This is a genomic window from Rathayibacter sp. AY1C2 (assembly GCF_002931195.1).
Taxonomy (GTDB): domain Bacteria; phylum Actinomycetota; class Actinomycetes; order Actinomycetales; family Microbacteriaceae; genus Rathayibacter.
On record NZ_PSWG01000036.1, the window covers coordinates 1 to 15,887 of the forward strand.

Below are 15,887 nucleotides of genomic sequence, written 5' to 3' on the forward strand. Positions count from 1 at the left end.
GGCCCGGGTCCTGCGCAGCAGGACCCGGGCCTTCGTCGTGCCCCCCCCCTCTTCCCCCGACGAGCAGTGCTGACGGCCCGCGGGGGTGTCGTGGGCAAGGCGGAGGAGGAGAGCTGTAGCGGAGCTACCGCCGACGACGACAACGCCGCCCACGGCACCCCCGCGGGTCGTCAGCCCTTGGTGGCGCCGGCGAGGAGGCCGCGGACGAAGAACCTCTGGAGGGAGAAGAACACGATGAGCGGCACGATGATCGAGATGAACGCGCCGGCCGTGAGCAGCTCCCACGATTGGCCGTAGGAGCCGGTGAGGTCCTGCAGCGCCTTCGTGATCGGCAGCCCTTGTCCGGAGGTGAAGACCGTCGCGACCAGCAGGTCGTTCCAGACCCAGAGGAACTGGAAGATGCCGAAGGAGGCGATGGCGGGGACCGAGAGCGGGAGCACGATGCGGAAGAAGATCTGGCCGTGTCCGGCGCCGTCCACTCGTGCCGCTTCGATGACCTCGCCGGGGATCTCGGAGATGAAGTTGTGGAGCATGAAGATCGCGAGCGGGAGCGCGAAGATCGTGTGCGCGATCCACACCTTCGCGTAGGAGCCGTCCAACCCGTTCACCCCGAGGCCGGGGAGGATGTAGAGCCCTCCGATGCGCAGGCCGTCCGAGAACAGCTGCAGCAGCGGCACGAGCGCCATCTGGATGGGGACGATCTGGAGCGAGAACACGAGGACGAAGAGCGTGTTGCGGCCCTTGAAGTCGATCCAGGCGAACGCGTAGGCGGCGAGGCTGGCGATCGTGATCGGGATCAGCGCCGCCGGCAGCGTGATGACGAGCGAGTTCACGAACGCCTTGCCCAGGGTCAGGCTGTCGCCCGAGTTGAGCGCGTTCGCGTAGTTGTCGAGGGTGAAGCCGGGGTTGGCGAAGATCGTCCACCAGCCGGTCGTCTTGATGTCGTTCGCGGGGCGGAACGACGAGATGAACAGGCCGAGGGTGGGGACGGTCCAGATGACGGCGATGATCAGCGCGGCGAGGGTGGCGCCGCGCGACGTCGTCGCCTTCTTGACCTTGCCGCTGGCCGCCTCGATCCTGGACTCGCCGCGGGCGAGCGCGCGCTCGGTGCTGCGGTCGACCGGAACCTGGATCGGAGTGGGCGTGACGCTCATCGGATCTCCCTCTGCTTGGCGAGCTGGCGGGCGTTGTAGACGACGATCGGGAGCACGAGCATGAACAGGATGACCGCGAGGGCCGCGCTGTAGCCGCTGCGGGCGCCGAGCTGGAACTGGCGGACCATCTCGAACGCGAGGACCGTGGTGTCGGAGCGGCCGCCGGTCATCGCCGAGACGATGTCGAAGACCTTCAGCGACGCGATCGAGATCGTCGTGAGGACGACCACGATCGAGGAGCGGATGCCGGGGACGGTGACGTTCCAGAAGGACTGCCACGCGCTGGTGCCGTCGAGCGAGGCCGCTTCGAGCTGCTCGGAGGGGACGCCCTTGATGGCGGCGGAGAGCACCGTCATGGCGAATCCGGCCTGGGTCCAGATGAGGACGACGACGAGGAACAGCGTGTTCCACGGCTCGAGTCCCAGCCAGTCGACCGGCGGGGCGCCGAAGGCGGTGAGGATGCCGTTGAGGAGGCCGATCTGCTCGCCCTGGCGCACGTCGTAGAAGAACTTGAAGATGATCGACGCGCCGACGAACGAGATCGCCATCGGCATGAAGACCAGCAGCTTGAAGAACTTCTCGCCGCGGCTCTTGTCGATGAAGACCGCGTAGGCGAGACCGATCGCGGTCGCCGTGATGGGGGCCAGGAGCACCCAGACCACCGTGTTCAGGAAGGCGGTGATGCCGTCGGGGCTGGTGAAGACCCAGACGAAGTTGTCGATGCCGGCGAAACCGGAGCCGTCGTTCTTCATGAACGCGTTGATGGCCGTCGTGATCGTCGGGTAGATCAGGCCGATGAGGATGAAGAAGGCGGCCGGTGCCATGAACGCGATGAGCTGGAGTCCGTAGCCCGCGCCTTTGCGGGACCGGAAGTCGAGCAGGAACAGCGCGCCGCCGATGACGGCGGCCACCACCGCGACCCAGAGGACGGAGTTGTAGAGGCCGAAGACCAGCAGGAGGACGACCGGCAGGACGACCGTGACCGCGAGCCGGAGGACCGTGTAGCCGGTGCCGCGGCGGGGCGCGATCTCGACGAAGAAGAGGATGAGCGCCACCACGGCCGCGAAGGCCAGGAGGATGAGCGGGATCTGCGCGAGCGGCGGGATTCCCGCCAGCCATTGGAAGAACCCCGAGATGGTGATGGGGGACATGGACGCCCTTTCGAGTGCGACTCTGGACTCAGGAGGGGCCCGGCCCCGGGATCCGTGGATCCGGGGGCCGGGCCGTCACGGCTGAGCCGCCACTCGGGAGCGGCGGCTCTGCTCCGCTGCTAGGAGGTGTAGCCGGCCTGGATCTCCTCGAGCGCCTGGTCGGTGCTCGTGCCGTCGATCCAGTCGACCATGCCCTTGAAGAAGCTGTCCGAGCCCACTGCCTTCGGCATGAGGTCGGACGCGTCGAAGCGGAACGTGGTGTCCGGGTTCTGGAGGATCGCGATGGAGTCCTTCAGGACGTCGCTGCCCGCGTTGGCCGGGTCGAGACCGGTGTTCGCGGAGATGACGCCGCCGAGGGAGACGCGGCTGTTGGCCCAGTCGGCGCTGGCCAGGTACTCCTGGACCTTCGCGGTGTCCTCGTCGTTCGAGAACGCGGCGACCATCTCGCCACCACCGGTGACGGCCTGGGCGTCGTCGGCCTTGACCGGCGGGGTGAGGAAGGCCCACACGTCGCCGTCCTCGGCAACGTTGGCGCCGGCCGAGGTCAGGAAGCCCTCGAAGAACGAGGCCTGGTGGGTCAGCGCGCAGGTGCCGTTCGCCATGTTCTGGGCGACGTCGCCGAAGGCGGTGGAGTTGATCGACTTCACGTCGCCGTAGCCGGCGTTGACGAGGGTCGGGTCGAGGAGGATCGATCCGACGGAGTCGAACGCGGACTTGATGGCCGGGTCGGTGAAGGGGGTGTCGCCCGCGACCCAGGAGTCGTAGACGTCGGGGCCGGCCTCGCGGAGGACGGCGTCCTCGATCCAGTCGGTTCCGGGCCAGCCGGAGGCCTCACCGGAGTTGAAGCCCGCGCACCAGGACGGTCCGCCGGTCTTCTCGGCGATCGTCTTGCCGAGCGCCTCCATCTCGTCCCACGTCGTGGGAACGGAGACGCCCCACTCCGTGAACTTGGCCGGCGAGTACCAGATGTAGCCCTTGACGGACGCCATCAGCGGCGCGCCGTACTGGGTGCCGTCGACCTGGCCGTACTTCTGCCAGTCCTCGGACCAGTTCTGCTTGACATTGGCGAGGGCGCCCTCGGGGAGCTCCTGCACCTTGCCGGAGGCGACGGTGTCGGCGAGCAGACCCGGCTGCGGGAAGATCGCGAGGTCGGGGGTGTCGCCACCCTGGACCTTGATGCCGATCTGCTTCTCGAACTCCTTGTCGCCCGTGTACTTGATCTCGATGCCGCTCTCCTTCTCCCAGTCCGCCCAGGACTGCTCGAGAAGGGTGGCCTCGTCGCCGTTGATGGTGCCGTAGACGTTGACGACGCCGTCGGCGGTGCCGACCGTGCCGGCCGAGCTGCCGCCGGCGTTCGGGTCGTTGGGGTCACTGCTGCTGGAGCAGCCCGCGAGTGCGATGCCGGCCGCTGCCAGAACGGCAACCGGGACGGTGATACGGCGGTGCAGGGATGACCGCATTCTTCCTCCTCATTGAGTGGTGGAACCAGCCGAGCAGGCCGCTCCTCGCCGATCGGGATCGGGAGGCTGTGGCGGCTCGAAGCGTGTGCCGCGACGACTCGGATGCTGGTGATGGCGATGCCAGGAGGAACTCCGAGCGGATCACCGGATTCGTGTGGATGGGCTCCCACGGAGGGAAACCTTTCCACAAGAACGATGAAAGCACAACGCCGGTGATAGAGCGCTCTCTGAGATAACGATTCAGCGTCAGAACGGCGATCGCTGCGGCCGGGCCGGGCGGAGATCGATCTCGGCGCGACGCCCGGCCGCCGGGCGGGGTATAACTTCCTGGAACCGTTTCCAGCATCGAGGCCGGACGGTCGGGAGGAACGCCGTGCCAGGCATCGAAGAGGTGGCCGAGCTCGCAGGAGTGTCGAAGGCGACGGTCTCGCGCGCGCTCAGCGGCCGGGGCTACGTCTCCGCGGGGACGAAGCAGCGCGTCGAGCGCGCCGCGACGAGCCTGGGCTACGTCGTCTCCGCCAACGCCTCCAGCCTCGTCACCGGCCGCAGCAACAACATCGCCGTGATCATCCCGATCATCAACCAGTGGTTCTTCGCCGGGATCATCGAGGGCATCGAGCGCGCCCTGCTCGCCGCCGGCTACGACCTGCTCCTCTACAACATCGACAAGCACCTCGACGCCCGCCGGAGCGTGTTCGAGTACTACCTCGTCCGCAAGCGCGTCGACGCGATCGTCGCCGTCACGCTCGAGATCTCGCCGCACGAGACGGAGGCGCTCCTCGCCCTGGGCAAGCCCATCGTCGGCATCGGCGGCGAGCTCCCCGGCATCCCCACCTTCAGCATCGACGACGTCGCCGCCTCCCGCCTCGCCACGGAGCACCTGCTCTCCCTCGGCCACGAGCGGGTCGTCCACATCGGCGGGCTCGCGGAGGAGGAGATGGACTTTCACGTCCACACGCAGCGCCGCGACGGCTTCCGCCAGGCGCTCGCGGCCGCCGGCCTCGAGCCGGGCGCGCAGGACATCGTGCCCACCACCTTCGACATCCCCGGCGGGCACAGCGCCGGACGGCAGGTCCTCGGCGACCCGCGGACCCGGCCGACGGCGATCTTCGCCGCCTCCGACGAGATCGCGATCGGGATCATCCTCGCGGCGCGCGAGCTCGGCCTCTCGGTGCCCGAGGACGTCTCCGTCATCGGGATCGACGACCACCCCCTCGCCGAGCTCTTCGGTCTCAGCTCGATCCGCCAGGACCCGCGCCAGCAGGGCGAGCTCGCAGTCGCGCTGGTGCTGGACGCGCTGGCCGCCCTCGGTCGCGGCGAGCCCCCTCCCCCGGCCCGCCACACGCTGATCCCCGCCTCGCTGGTGATCCGCACCAGCACCTCGGCGCCGCGGGGGGCGAGAATCGGAGCATGAGCGACTCCGACACCCCCACCGTCCGCGACGTCCCCGAGCGGTCCCGCTTCGTGATCGAGGTCGGCGGCACCCCGGCCGGCTTCGCCGCGTACACCCGTCAGGGCGACGAGGTGACGCTCACCCACACCGTCGTCGACGACGCGTGGGAGGGCCACGGCCTCGGGAGCATCCTCGCGCGGGCCGCGGTCACCGCGATCACGGAGGCGGGCGGCACGGTCGTCCCGCGCTGCCCCTTCGTCGCGGCCTGGCTGCGCAAGCACCCCGACGTCGACGCCCGGGTCCGCTGGCCCGAGGACTGACTCACTCCGGGGGCGTCCTGCTCCCGATCTCCTGGAGCGCCCAGGTGTTGCCGTCCGGATCGGCGAAGTACGCGTACTGCACGCCGCCCAGGTCCTGGACCTCGCTGATCTCGAGCGAGCGGCCGACGAGCTCCGCGCGAGCGGCGGCGATGTCGTCGACGACGAGGTGGAGGGAGCGGACGACGCCCTCCTCCGGACCGGGGCCCATCCCGCTGCCGACCACGATCGAGCAGGCCGAGCCGGGCGGGGTGAGCTGGACCACGCGCATCGCGGCGGAGGGCCGCACGTCGTGGTCGAGGTGGAAGCCCATCACCTCCGTGTAGAAGGCGACCGCGCGGTCGACGTCGCCGACGGGGAGGGGGACGAGCTCGAGTCGCATCTGCACGCGACCAGTGTGCCGCGCGGCGGAACCGCGCGGGAGGGGTCAGTCCCGCGGGCCGACGACGAGGCGCTCGTGCATGATCTCGACGGCGCGCTCGAGGACGCGGCGGTCCTCGAGGGTGAGATCGGCGAAGATCGGCGTCAGCGCGTCGCCGAGGTCGGTCCGCCAGGCGTTCAGCGCGTCCGCGCCGGCGGGAGCCAGGCGGATCTGCCAGGCGCGCGCGTCGAGGGGATCGGCGATCCGGTCGAGCCAGCCGGTCTCGACGAGGTTCTTCACGATCTTGGTCATCGTGGGCTGAGAGACGCGGCTCTGGGAGGCGAGCTCCCCCAGGCGCATCGGGCCCATCGAGAGGAGCACCGAGAGCGTGCGCCAGACGGCCTGCGACTCCTGGTTGCCGGTCGCCTGGGCGGCGAGGCGGGTGATCCGGTGCGTCACCGAGACGAAGTCGCTCAGGAGCTCGCTGAGCGAGACCTCGCTGGGCGGGACGTCGCGGGCGGGGAGCCCGGCGAGCAGATCGTGAGCAGTCACGCTCCGATCCTAGGGGCGCGCGCCGCCAACGGCCGGGAACGACGAAGGGCGCCGCCTCCGAGGAGACGACGCCCTGCGTCTGCAGGCGTGCCTGCGTCACCCTGACGAGCGACCGGCCGGAGCCGGCACCCGCGACGGGTGAGGGGGATTACTTGACGGTGACGGTCGCGCCGGCGCCCTCGAGCTGAGCCTTGGCCTTCTCGGCGGTCTCCTTGTTGACGGCCTCGAGGACCGCCTTGGGGGCACCGTCGACGAGCGCCTTCGCCTCACCGAGGCCGAGGCTGGTGAGGGCGCGCACCTCCTTGATGACCTGGATCTTCTTCTCGCCGGCGGCCTCGAGCACGACGTCGAACTCGGTCTGCTCCTCGACCTCTTCGGCGGGGGCGGCCGGGCCGGCCACACCGGCGGCGGCGACGGGCGCCGCAGCGGTGACCTCGAAGACCTCTTCGAACTTCTTGACGAACTCCGAGAGCTCGATGAGCGTGAGCTCCTTGAAGGCCTCGATGAGCTCGTCCTGCGTGAGCTTTGCCATGATTTTTCTCCTTGTTTTTCTTTGTCTACGAACCGCGCGCGCACTGCTTCCCGGAAGGGGAAGACGTCAGCTCGCGGACTCCTGCTTCTCGCGCAGCGCCTCGACCGTGCGAACGGCCTTCGAGAGCGGAGCGTTGAACAGATATGCGGCGCCGAACAGCGAGGCCTTGAAGGCGCCGGCGAGCTTGCCGAGCAGAACTTCGCGGGACTCGAGGTCGGCGAGCTTGCCCACCTCTTCTGCGGTCAGCGGGTTACCGTCGAAGTAACCGCCCTTGACCACGAGGAGAGGGTTTGCCTTGGCGAAGGCACGCAGCGACTTCGCGACAGCGACAGGGTCGCCGTGCACGAACGCGATGGCCGAGGGGCCAGCGAGCTCGTCGTCGAAGGACGAGATACCGGCGTTGTTCGCCGCGATCTTGGTCAGCGTGTTCTTCACCACGGCGTAGGTTGCGTGCTCACTGATGTCCTTGCGCAGCGTCTTGAGCTGAGCAACAGTGAGACCGCGGTACTCGGTCAGCAGAACGGCCGTCGAGCTCTGGAACTTCTCCGTGAGTTCGGCAACCGAGGCTTCCTTGTTCGCCATGGCTACTCCTGTGAATTCTCGTGCCGGTAGCCCGAAGGCAGGCAAAGAAAAAAGCTCCGGCACAGGGGCGCGGAGCTTCGGGATCGCGGTGAGGCGGAACTGAACTCGTGCACCTGCGCGGGCAATTCGCTTCGCGAATCCTTCGTCCGGTGGCGATCCGCGGGGCCGGGGCCCTGCTCGTGCGCACACCGGAAACCGGCGGTCTTTGGCTTCGGGAAGCGTACGTCATCGCGGCGCGCGGGCGCAAGTCGAGGAGGAGGGTCCTCGCGCGGGATGCTGGAGGCATGACCGGCCCGACCCCCGACTCCGCCCGCGACGTCGACTCCGCGATCGCCTCGGTGGAGGGCGAGCTCAGCACCCTCTTCAACCGTGTGCGGGCGGCGATGCGCTCCTACGCCGAGCGTCTCCACCCGGAGCTGACGCCACTGGGCTACAAGACGATCTCGGCGCTCGAGCGCCGCGGACCCGTGCACTCGGGCGTGCTGGCCGAGCTCCTCGAGATGGACAAGTCGGCGCTCAGCCGCCAGATCACGGCGCTCGACCGCCTCGGCTTCCTCGAGCGCACCCCCGACCCGCAGGACGGCCGCGCCACGATCCTCTCGGTGACTCCGGCGACCGCCGCGCGGCTGCGCGAGATCCGCAGCTCGAACCAGGCGCTGATGCACGAGGAGCTGCGCAGCTGGGCGCTCGCCGACGTCGAGCTCTTCGCCTCTCTCCTGCACAGGATCAACGACCTTGACATCTGACGCTTAGCAGCCCGTCCGTTCGGGGACAATCGCCGGACGCCGCCCGCTCGACTGCGTAGTTTCGGAGGCGATGGACCAGCACTCCTCCTCTCTCCTCCCCCACGACGTCGACGGCGCGCTCGGCTTCGCGCGCGGTCTGAGCGCCGACGCGCCCCGGCCCGGCACCGGTCGCACCGCCGAGCTGCACGGTCTCCTCGAGCGCCTGGCTCGGCACGACCTCGGCGTCGCGCGCGCGGTGGAGCCGCACCTCGACGCTCTCGCGATCCTCGGCGAGGCGGAGCTCGACCCGTCCGGACTCGGAGTCGCCGCCGACGCCGCCTGGGGGGTCTTCGCGGCCGAGGGCGGCGGGGATCCTCTGGTCGCGCGCGAGAGCGACGGCGACTGGCTGCTCGACGGAGTGAAGCCCTGGTGCTCGCTGGCCGACCGCCTCGACGCCGCCCTCGTCACCGCCCACGTCGGCGACGCCTCCGGCGAGCGCCGCCTCTTCGCCGTGGCGCTGCGCGACGGGTCGGCTACGCCGGAGCAGGACGCCTGGCACGCGCGGGGCCTGACGGAGGTGCCCAGCGGACCGGTCCGCTTCTCCGGCACCCGCGCCGTCCCCGTGGGGGACGCCGGCTGGTACCTCTCGCGGCCCGGCTTCGCCTGGGGCGGCATCGGCGTCGCCGCCTGCTGGCACGGCGGAGCCCTCGGAGTCGCGGCTGCCGTCGCGGCAGCGGCAGCCCGACGCGAGGACCCGCACCTCCTGGCCCACCTCGGAGCGATCGACACGGCGCTCTCCGCGTCGCGCCGGGCGCTGGACGAGGCCGCCGCGGCGGTCGACGCGGGCGAGGCCGACGGCCCCCGCGGCTCACTGCTCGCCAAGCGCGTGCGGGCGAGCGTCGCCGGAGCGGTCGAGGAGATCCTGCTCCGCGCCGGCCGCGCGCTCGGCCCGGCTCCGCTCGCCCTCGACGCCGAGCACGCCAAGCGCGTCGCCGACCTCGCGCTCTACGTCCGCCAGCACCACGCCGAGCGCGACGACGCCGCTCTCGGCCGCGCCGTGCTCGCCTCGGGCGAGGCGGCCTCCTGGTGAGCCGGCCCTTCGACGGGCGCCTCGAGGGCACTCCTCTCGAGCGCTGGACCGCGGACGGCCGCCGCGACCGCCTCCCGGAGCTGACCCTGCCCGACGGGATCCGGCGCGTCCTGGTGGTCGTGGCGCACGCCGACGACGAGACCCTCGGCTGCGGCGGCACCATCGCGCTCGCGCGTCGGCGCGGGATCGCGGTCGACGTCGTCGTCGTGACCGACGGAGCCGCGGCCCATGGGGAGCGGGACGCGGACCTCGCTGCCGAGCGCCGGCGGGAGGCCTCGGACGCACTGGCGGAGCTCGGCCCCGGCATCGGGCTCGCCTTCCTCGACGTGCCGGACTCGGCGACCCCGGAGCACCACGAGCGCATCGCACGCGAGGTGCGCGAGCGGGCGGCCGGCGCCCCCGGGACCGTCCTGCTCCTCTCCACCTGGACCGGGGACGGGCACCGGGACCACCGCGTGGTCGGCGAGATCTGCGCGGAGGTCGCGCGCGAGCTCGGGCAGCCGCTGCTCGCCGCGCCGATCTGGCTGTGGCACTGGGCGGTCCCGGAGGACCCCGAGGTGCCGTGGGGCGACCTCGTGCGCCTGCCGCTCGACGACGAGCTGCTCGAGCGCACCCGCCGTGCCCGCTCCCGCTATCCCAGCCAGACCCGCCCCGGGCCCGACGGGACCGGTCCGGTGCTCCATCCGCTCTTCCTGCGCACCTTCACCGGGGACGACCGGCTGGTGAGGATCGCATGAGCTACTTCGACGAGCTGTACGCCCGCCACGAGGACCCGTGGGGGTACACGAGCCGCTGGTACGAGCAGCGCAAGCGCGCCCTGACCCTCGCGAGCCTGCCGGAGCAGCGCTACGGCTCCGTGCTGGAGATCGGCGCCTCGATCGGCGTGCTGGCCGAGGCGCTGGCCGACCGGGCCGACCGCCTGCTGGCGATCGACGTGTCGAGCGCCGCCGTCGAGCGCGCCGCCCGCCGCCTCGCTCCGCTCGAGCACGTGCGGGTCGAGCACCACGACATCACCCGCGGCGTGCCGGAGGGTCCGTTCGACCTGGTCGTGCTCTCGGAGGTCGGCTACTACCTCGGCGACGCCCTCCCCGGCGTGCTGCGCACCATCCGCGACGCCCTCGCCCCCGCGGGGGAGCTCGTCACCGTGCACTGGCGGCATCCGATCGAGGGGCTCGCTCTGGACGGCGACGCCGTGCAGTCCGCCGTGGCGGAGCTGGGCCTGCACCGCCTCGCCCGCCACGAGGAGGAGGACGTCCTGCTCGAGGTCCACGCCCGCGACTCCCGCTCGGTCGCCCGCCGGACGGGGCTGGTGTGAGCCGGCTCGCGCAGGTGCTGGTCGTCGTCCCGGCCCTCGACGAGGAGGAGCGGATCGGCGGCCTGATCGCCTCCGTCCGGGCGAGCGCGACCCACCTCGCCCATCGGGCGCCCGGAATCGGGATGCGCCTCGTGGTCGCCGCGGACGGCTGCTCCGACGCGACCGTCGAGAGGGCCCGTGCCGCCGGCGCCGAGGTGCTGGAGCTCGCCCGCTGCGGAGTCGGCGCCGCCCGCTCCGCCGGGATCGCGCACGCCCTCTCCTCCGTCGCTGCTCCGCTCGAGCAGGTGTGGATCGCCAACACCGACGCCGACACCGTGGTCCCCCGCGACTGGCTGGCCGCCCACGTCGAGCACTCCCGACGGCACGACGCGCTGCTCGGCACGGTCCGGCCCGACCCGGCCGACCTCTCCCCCGGTGCCTACTCGCGCTGGCGAGACGTCCGCGCGCGGGAGGAGTCGATCGGCAGCATCCACGGCGCGAACCTCGGCGTCCGCGCGAGCGCATACCTCGCGGCGGGCGGCTTCGGCCGGGAGCCGCTGCACGAGGACGTCCTGCTCGTCGAGCGGCTGCGCGCGAGCGGCGCCCGGGTCGGAGCGACGGACCGCGGCGAGGTGGTCACCTCCGGCCGCCGCGACAACCGGGTCGAGGGCGGCTACGGCCACTACCTCCACGCTCGCTTCCCGTCCGAGACGTCTCCGGCCTGCGGCTGAATCGGGTACACGCGCACGCGGAACACGATGCGAGGGGTCCCTGTCAATGGTCGGGCCGTGGTTTGTCACGGATTGCGCAGGAGAGTCAAATGGGTGTCGAGCACGACCCGGTGCTCTCCGATGGAAGGGTCACCGCATGAATCCCCGCCTCGTCCTGCTGGCACTGGTCGCCTTCACCGCCTACGTGTTCGGCTCCCGCGCCGGCCGTGGCCGCTACGAAGAGTTGCGCCACCTCGCACTCGGCGTGTGGAACGACCCGGCCACGAAGAAGACCCGCAAGAAGCTCAAGAAGACCTCCAAGCGCGAGGCCAAGCAGCTCACCGCCATCGCGAGCAAGGCCCGCGACAAGGTGCAGCGCCGCCTCCGCTGACCCCCGCTTCCACGACTCACCGGACACCGGCCCGCCGGTGTCTCCGCTCGCATCGGAACGGCCGATCGAGCACGAACTGAAGGAGAAACATCATGGGCATCATCAGCTGGATCATCCTCGGCCTCATCGCCGGGGCGCTCGCCAAGCTCATCCTCCCGGGCAAGCAGGGCGGCGGATGGATCATCACGATCGTCCTCGGCATCGTGGGCGCGCTGCTCGGCGGCTTCCTCAGCACGCTGTTCGGCATCCAGGACGCCGTCAACGGCATCAACATCGTGAGCATCATCGTCTCCGTCGTCGGTGCGATCGTCGTCCTCCTCATCTACGGCGCGATCGTCGGCCGCAAGTCCCGCGCGTAAGTCGCGCTCCCCGAAGGCCCCCGGCATCCGTGCCGGGGGCCTTCGGCGTTCCCGGAGCGGGCGCACCTCTGCTCAGGGGATCCGACTCCTCCTCCGCGGGGAAGCTGGATGTCCGCCGAGCGCGCAAGGGGTTGATGCTGAGAGCCGCAGGCGATGGACTGGAGGCACGACGGCGCGGCTCCACTGCGCCCTCGCCCCGACGAAAGGACGTACTCGCTCATGAGCGACGACACCGCAACGGTCCCCACGATCACCCTGAACAACGGCGTGAAGATCCCGCAGCTGGGCTTCGGCGTGTTCCAGATCGACCCGGCCGAGACCAAGGACGCCACCCTGGCGGCCCTCGAGGTCGGCTACCGCCACATCGACACCGCCGAGATGTACGGCAACGAGGCGGGCGTCGGCGAGGCCGTCCGCGCCTCCGGCCTCGACCGCTCCGAGGTCTTCGTGACCAGCAAGCTCAACAACGGCTTCCACGCCCGCGAGGACGCTCTCGCCGCGATCGACGTCACCCTCGGCGAGCTGAAGTTCGACTACGTCGACCTCTTCCTCATCCACTGGCCGCTCCCGAACGTGGGCGACTACCTGGAGACCTGGAAGGCGATGGAGGAGATCTACCGCAGCGGCAAGGCGAAGGCGATCGGCGTCTCCAACTTCCAGACCAACCACCTCAACCGGCTCCGCGCCGAGGCGACCATCGTCCCGGCCGTGAACCAGATCGAGGTGCACCCCTACCTCGTGCAGCAGGAGCTCCGCGCCTACGGCACCGAGCACGGCATCGCGACCGAGGCCTGGTCGCCGATCGCGCAGGGCCTCGTCCTCGACGACGACACCATCACCCGCATCGCGCGCAACGTCGACCGCAGCCCGGCGCAGGTCGTGCTCCGCTGGCACATCCAGCGCGGCGACATCGTCTTCCCGAAGTCGGTCACCCGCAAGCGCGTGGAGGAGAACTTCGCCCTCTTCGACTTCGAGCTCGACGACGAGGCGATGACCGACATCACGGCGCTCGACCGCGGCCACCGCACCGGCCCCGACCCCGACACCTTCAACTACATCCCGAGCTGATCCTCGGCTCCACGGAGCGCGCCCGGCCTGCAGTCGTCCTGCGGACCGGGCGCGCTCGTGCGTGGGGCGGTGGGCCGAGCCGCGCACGAACGGGGCGGGTCTCGATACGCCGCTGCGCGGCTACTCGACCAGCACGGTCACGGGCCGACCGCACCCCTGCTGATCGAGGAGCGGGCGCAGCCCGCGTATCGGGATCCACCCCACCGACGAACAGCGCGGATCCCGATGCGCCGGGCCCGCGGGTCAGCCCTGCTGCGAGTCGCGCCAGGAGTGCTCGGGGGCGTAGCCGAGGACCTCGCGGGCGTGGTCGATCGAGAGCAGGGTCCCGGTGGTCCCGAGGTCGCCGCGCAGCTCGACGCCGGGGAACACCTCGGCCACCAGCTCGGCGTTGGGGCGCGTCATCACGGTGTCGGCCGCGGCGATGATGAAGCGGTCGAACCCGGTCGTCTCGGCGAGCAGCGCCTTCTCGACCGCCTGCGCTCCGTCGCGTCCGTCGATGTAGCCCCAGAGGTTCCACTTGCGCAGCAGCGCGTCGGAGTCGAACGACGGGAACTCGGCGTAGTCGGCCTCGTCCATGACGTTCGAGAAGCGCAGGCCCGTGATCTTCAGGTCCGGGTGCCAGCGGCACAGCTCGATCGCCATCTGCTCCTCGAGGTGCTTGGTGAGCGAGTAGACCGACTCCGGGCGCGCCGGGTACTGCTCGTCGACCGGGATGTAGGGCGGCGGGACGTCGAAGGGCAGGCCCAGCACGGTCTCGCTGGAGGCGTAGACGACGTTGCGGATGCCGGCACGGATCGCTCCGTGGAACGCGTTGAACGTCGCGATCATGTTGTTGTGGAACGTGGCGACGTCGGGCACGAGGCCCGGCGCGGGGATCGCGGCGAGGTGCACGAGCGCGTCGATGCCCTCGTACTGGTCGTTCACCGACTGCAGCGCGTCCACGACCTGGCCGTAGTCGGCGATGTCGATGCGGACGAAGCCCGCGCCGCGGTCCCCCGCACGGTCCAGGTTGAAGACCTCGTGCCCGGAGGCGCGGAGGCGGGTGACGACGTGGCGGCCGAGCTTGCCGGATCCACCGGTGACTGCGATTCTCATGCTCGAACGCTAACGGTCCTGAGCGACGAGGGACGAGGGTTGCGGATCAGCTCCGGGCATGGAGCGAGATCGCGCCGCCGACCTCGGGCGTCGTCTCGTCGGCGACGAGCTCCGTCCAGCGGCGGAGCACGGCGGCGCCGGCCGCGTCGTTCACGGCTCCGTCGACGACGAGGACCGGGTAGGGCTTCTCGGGCACGCCCTCTGCGGGCCGCACGTCGACGTGGGCGACGTCGTAGGCGTGCTCGAACAGCCAGTCGGCCATCGCGTAGTCGCTCCGGGAGTCGCCGACCGTGCGCCAGCGCTGCGGGATCGCGCCCGTCGCTCCGAGCAGCTCCACGGCGCGCTGGGCGCCGAGGTCCTTGCCGAGCCGGTTCGACTCGATGTCGGTCGAGATGACGGTCGGGTCGATGCGGAAGTCGACCGTCCCCTCCTCGTTCGGATACCGGATGCCGCGTCGCTCGACCCCGAGGCCCGCGGCGGTCATGATCTGCAGGGCGTCGGCATCGAAGACGAGCTGGCGCTCGAGGTAGTCCTCGCTCGGCAGGTCGACCAGCTGCTCGGCGGACACCATCGCGCGCTTGGTCTCGTCGAAGAAGACCAGGTCGTCGTAGTCGGAGCGGATCATCCGCTCGAGGTCGCGGGCCACCGGCTCGGGGATCGCGAGCGACTCGTCGACGATCGGCTCCGAGGTGCCGCGGTAGTCGACGGTGAACCAGACGGCGCCCTTCTCGCAGACGCAGACGATGCGGGCCTCGGCCGAGACGCCTCGCTCGAGGAGCGCGGGCAGGACCCGCTCGCGCAGGAACGCGTCGGAGCGGCCCGTGTTGAACACGATCGGGATGCCGGCGTTGGCCAGGGTGACGAGGTCGTCGGCGATCTCGGGGATCGAGATCGTGCGCGTGACGGGGCTCGCGATGGGCCCGTCGACGTCGAGGAGCAGGCCGAGCGGAGGGGGTGTGGAGGTCATCGTGTCCCATTCTGCCGTGCCGGGGCCGCTCGACGCCTCCGTGACCGCCTCCGCGCGGGCGGAGCGGTTCAGGAGGCGGGGACGACGAGGGTGCGCTGGGCGGTGGTGCCGTCGGGGGCGAGGACGGCGAGGGTGATCAGGGTCTCGGAGTCGCGGCAGTCGGCGGTGACGGCGGCGGAGCCGGACGCCGCGAGGTCGACGGGCTCGCCCGCGCTCGCGTCGGTGGTGCCGACGGCCAGGCGGGCGGTGGCGCCTCCGCTCGTCTCCCACGACAGGGCGAGCGGGACGGAGGCGGTGCGGTCGCCCTCGCAGTCGACGGAGGCGGGGGTGGAGGCGAAGGAGACGATCGCCGGAGGAGCATCGGATCCGGTGCCCGGCTCGGTGTCTGACGGTGCGGCGGAGGCCGTCGATGCGGGGGCGGCGGCGCCGTCGGTCGCCTCCGCGGAGCCGGGAGCGGCGGACGTCGCCGGAGCGCTCCCGGACGGCGCCGAGGACGGGCCCGCGGACGCCGTGGCTGCGCCGGGCGCTCCCCCGCCGGCGGGCCGGACGAGCAGCACGATCGCGAGGACGACGCCGACGATTCCGAGGGCGGCGAGGACGATCCCGGTGGTGCGGGCTGAGCGGGACGGCATCGGTCCTCCTGGGACGGGACGGGACGGGCGGAAGAGACGGGGCGGGGCAGGGGG

At 71.0% G+C, this 15,887-nt stretch carries 20 protein-coding genes; 10 read left to right on the forward strand and 10 right to left on the reverse strand.

Annotated elements, in window-relative coordinates; all coding sequences use genetic code 11:
* Positions 1 to 170: 170 nt before the first annotated feature.
* The 3 genes from C5C55_RS15930 to C5C55_RS15940 form a co-directional block, all read right to left on the reverse strand.
* Positions 171 to 1,154 (reverse strand): carbohydrate ABC transporter permease, encoded by a 984-nt coding sequence (locus tag C5C55_RS15930; RefSeq protein WP_104224339.1) that lies wholly within the window; start codon positions 1,152 to 1,154, stop codon positions 171 to 173.
* Positions 1,151 to 2,305 (reverse strand): carbohydrate ABC transporter permease, encoded by a 1,155-nt coding sequence (locus C5C55_RS15935; protein WP_181067875.1) that lies wholly within the window; start codon positions 2,303 to 2,305, stop codon positions 1,151 to 1,153. Before C5C55_RS15935 ends, C5C55_RS15930 begins: the two co-directional genes overlap by 4 nt.
* Positions 2,306 to 2,424: 119 nt before the next feature.
* Positions 2,425 to 3,765: an ABC transporter substrate-binding protein gene (locus tag C5C55_RS15940; RefSeq protein WP_104234595.1), complete on the reverse strand. Its 1,341-nt coding sequence runs from the start codon at positions 3,763 to 3,765 to the stop codon at positions 2,425 to 2,427.
* Between the two features lie 373 nt (positions 3,766 to 4,138).
* Here C5C55_RS15940 and C5C55_RS15945 point away from each other — a divergent pair, with 373 nt between their 5' ends.
* Entirely contained in the window at positions 4,139 to 5,179 is a 1,041-nt protein-coding gene (locus C5C55_RS15945; RefSeq protein ID WP_104224337.1) for a LacI family DNA-binding transcriptional regulator, read from the forward strand.
* Positions 5,176 to 5,478, forward strand: a complete 303-nt coding sequence (locus C5C55_RS15950) for a GNAT family N-acetyltransferase (RefSeq protein ID WP_104224336.1) — start codon at positions 5,176 to 5,178, stop codon at positions 5,476 to 5,478. Before C5C55_RS15945 ends, C5C55_RS15950 begins: the two co-directional genes overlap by 4 nt.
* A gap of 1 nt (position 5,479) precedes the next feature.
* On the opposite strand, the gene C5C55_RS15955 is transcribed toward C5C55_RS15950, so the two are convergent.
* The 4 genes from C5C55_RS15955 to rplJ all read right to left on the reverse strand — a co-directional run bounded on the left by C5C55_RS15955 (position 5,480) and on the right by rplJ (position 7,502).
* Positions 5,480 to 5,863: a VOC family protein gene (locus C5C55_RS15955; RefSeq protein ID WP_181027271.1), complete on the reverse strand. Its 384-nt coding sequence runs from the start codon at positions 5,861 to 5,863 to the stop codon at positions 5,480 to 5,482.
* A gap of 39 nt (positions 5,864 to 5,902) precedes the next feature.
* Positions 5,903 to 6,388 (reverse strand): MarR family winged helix-turn-helix transcriptional regulator, encoded by a 486-nt coding sequence (locus C5C55_RS15960; protein WP_258059518.1) that lies wholly within the window; start codon positions 6,386 to 6,388, stop codon positions 5,903 to 5,905.
* 148 nt (positions 6,389 to 6,536) lie between these two features.
* Positions 6,537 to 6,920: a 50S ribosomal protein L7/L12 gene (rplL, locus tag C5C55_RS15965; protein ID WP_104224335.1), complete on the reverse strand. Its 384-nt coding sequence runs from the start codon at positions 6,918 to 6,920 to the stop codon at positions 6,537 to 6,539.
* Between the two features lie 66 nt (positions 6,921 to 6,986).
* Positions 6,987 to 7,502, reverse strand: coding sequence for a 50S ribosomal protein L10 (gene rplJ, locus C5C55_RS15970; RefSeq protein ID WP_055791018.1), 516 nt, complete (start codon positions 7,500 to 7,502; stop codon positions 6,987 to 6,989).
* Between the two features lie 284 nt (positions 7,503 to 7,786).
* Here rplJ and C5C55_RS15975 point away from each other — a divergent pair, with 284 nt between their 5' ends.
* The 8 genes from C5C55_RS15975 to C5C55_RS16010 all read left to right on the forward strand — a co-directional run bounded on the left by C5C55_RS15975 (position 7,787) and on the right by C5C55_RS16010 (position 13,139).
* Positions 7,787 to 8,248 carry a MarR family winged helix-turn-helix transcriptional regulator gene (locus C5C55_RS15975; RefSeq protein ID WP_104224334.1) on the forward strand — a complete coding sequence of 154 codons (462 nt, stop codon included), beginning with the start codon at positions 7,787 to 7,789 and terminating at the stop codon, positions 8,246 to 8,248.
* Positions 8,249 to 8,318: 70 nt separating this feature from the next.
* On the forward strand, positions 8,319 to 9,317 hold the full coding sequence (locus tag C5C55_RS15980; protein WP_219812390.1) for an acyl-CoA dehydrogenase: 999 nt from the start codon (positions 8,319 to 8,321) through the stop codon (positions 9,315 to 9,317).
* Positions 9,314 to 10,054 (forward strand): PIG-L deacetylase family protein, encoded by a 741-nt coding sequence (locus C5C55_RS15985; protein WP_181027272.1) that lies wholly within the window; start codon positions 9,314 to 9,316, stop codon positions 10,052 to 10,054. The genes C5C55_RS15980 and C5C55_RS15985 overlap by 4 nt, the downstream gene beginning before the upstream one ends.
* A complete protein-coding gene (locus C5C55_RS15990; protein ID WP_104234596.1) occupies positions 10,051 to 10,632 on the forward strand; it encodes a class I SAM-dependent methyltransferase in 582 nt (193 codons plus the stop codon). Before C5C55_RS15985 ends, C5C55_RS15990 begins: the two co-directional genes overlap by 4 nt.
* Positions 10,629 to 11,342 carry a glycosyltransferase family 2 protein gene (locus C5C55_RS15995; RefSeq protein WP_104234597.1) on the forward strand — a complete coding sequence of 238 codons (714 nt, stop codon included), beginning with the start codon at positions 10,629 to 10,631 and terminating at the stop codon, positions 11,340 to 11,342. The genes C5C55_RS15990 and C5C55_RS15995 overlap by 4 nt, the downstream gene beginning before the upstream one ends.
* Positions 11,343 to 11,478: 136 nt before the next feature.
* Positions 11,479 to 11,712: a hypothetical protein gene (locus tag C5C55_RS16000; protein ID WP_104227476.1), complete on the forward strand. Its 234-nt coding sequence runs from the start codon at positions 11,479 to 11,481 to the stop codon at positions 11,710 to 11,712.
* Positions 11,713 to 11,804: 92 nt separating this feature from the next.
* The gene (locus C5C55_RS16005; protein ID WP_104224330.1) at positions 11,805 to 12,071 is read left to right on the forward strand and encodes a GlsB/YeaQ/YmgE family stress response membrane protein; all 267 of its coding nucleotides are present in this window, start codon (positions 11,805 to 11,807) and stop codon (positions 12,069 to 12,071) included.
* A gap of 219 nt (positions 12,072 to 12,290) precedes the next feature.
* A complete protein-coding gene (locus C5C55_RS16010) occupies positions 12,291 to 13,139 on the forward strand; it encodes an aldo/keto reductase (RefSeq protein WP_104234598.1) in 849 nt (282 codons plus the stop codon).
* A gap of 243 nt (positions 13,140 to 13,382) precedes the next feature.
* On the opposite strand, the gene C5C55_RS16015 is transcribed toward C5C55_RS16010, so the two are convergent.
* The 3 genes from C5C55_RS16015 to C5C55_RS16025 all read right to left on the reverse strand — a co-directional run bounded on the left by C5C55_RS16015 (position 13,383) and on the right by C5C55_RS16025 (position 15,833).
* Positions 13,383 to 14,234, reverse strand: coding sequence for an NAD(P)-dependent oxidoreductase (locus tag C5C55_RS16015; protein WP_104227477.1), 852 nt, complete (start codon positions 14,232 to 14,234; stop codon positions 13,383 to 13,385).
* A gap of 46 nt (positions 14,235 to 14,280) precedes the next feature.
* Entirely contained in the window at positions 14,281 to 15,201 is a 921-nt protein-coding gene (locus C5C55_RS16020; protein ID WP_104234599.1) for a hypothetical protein, read from the reverse strand.
* Positions 15,202 to 15,269: 68 nt separating this feature from the next.
* Positions 15,270 to 15,833, reverse strand: a complete 564-nt coding sequence (locus C5C55_RS16025; protein WP_104234600.1) for a hypothetical protein — start codon at positions 15,831 to 15,833, stop codon at positions 15,270 to 15,272.
* Positions 15,834 to 15,887: the final 54 nt, after the last annotated feature.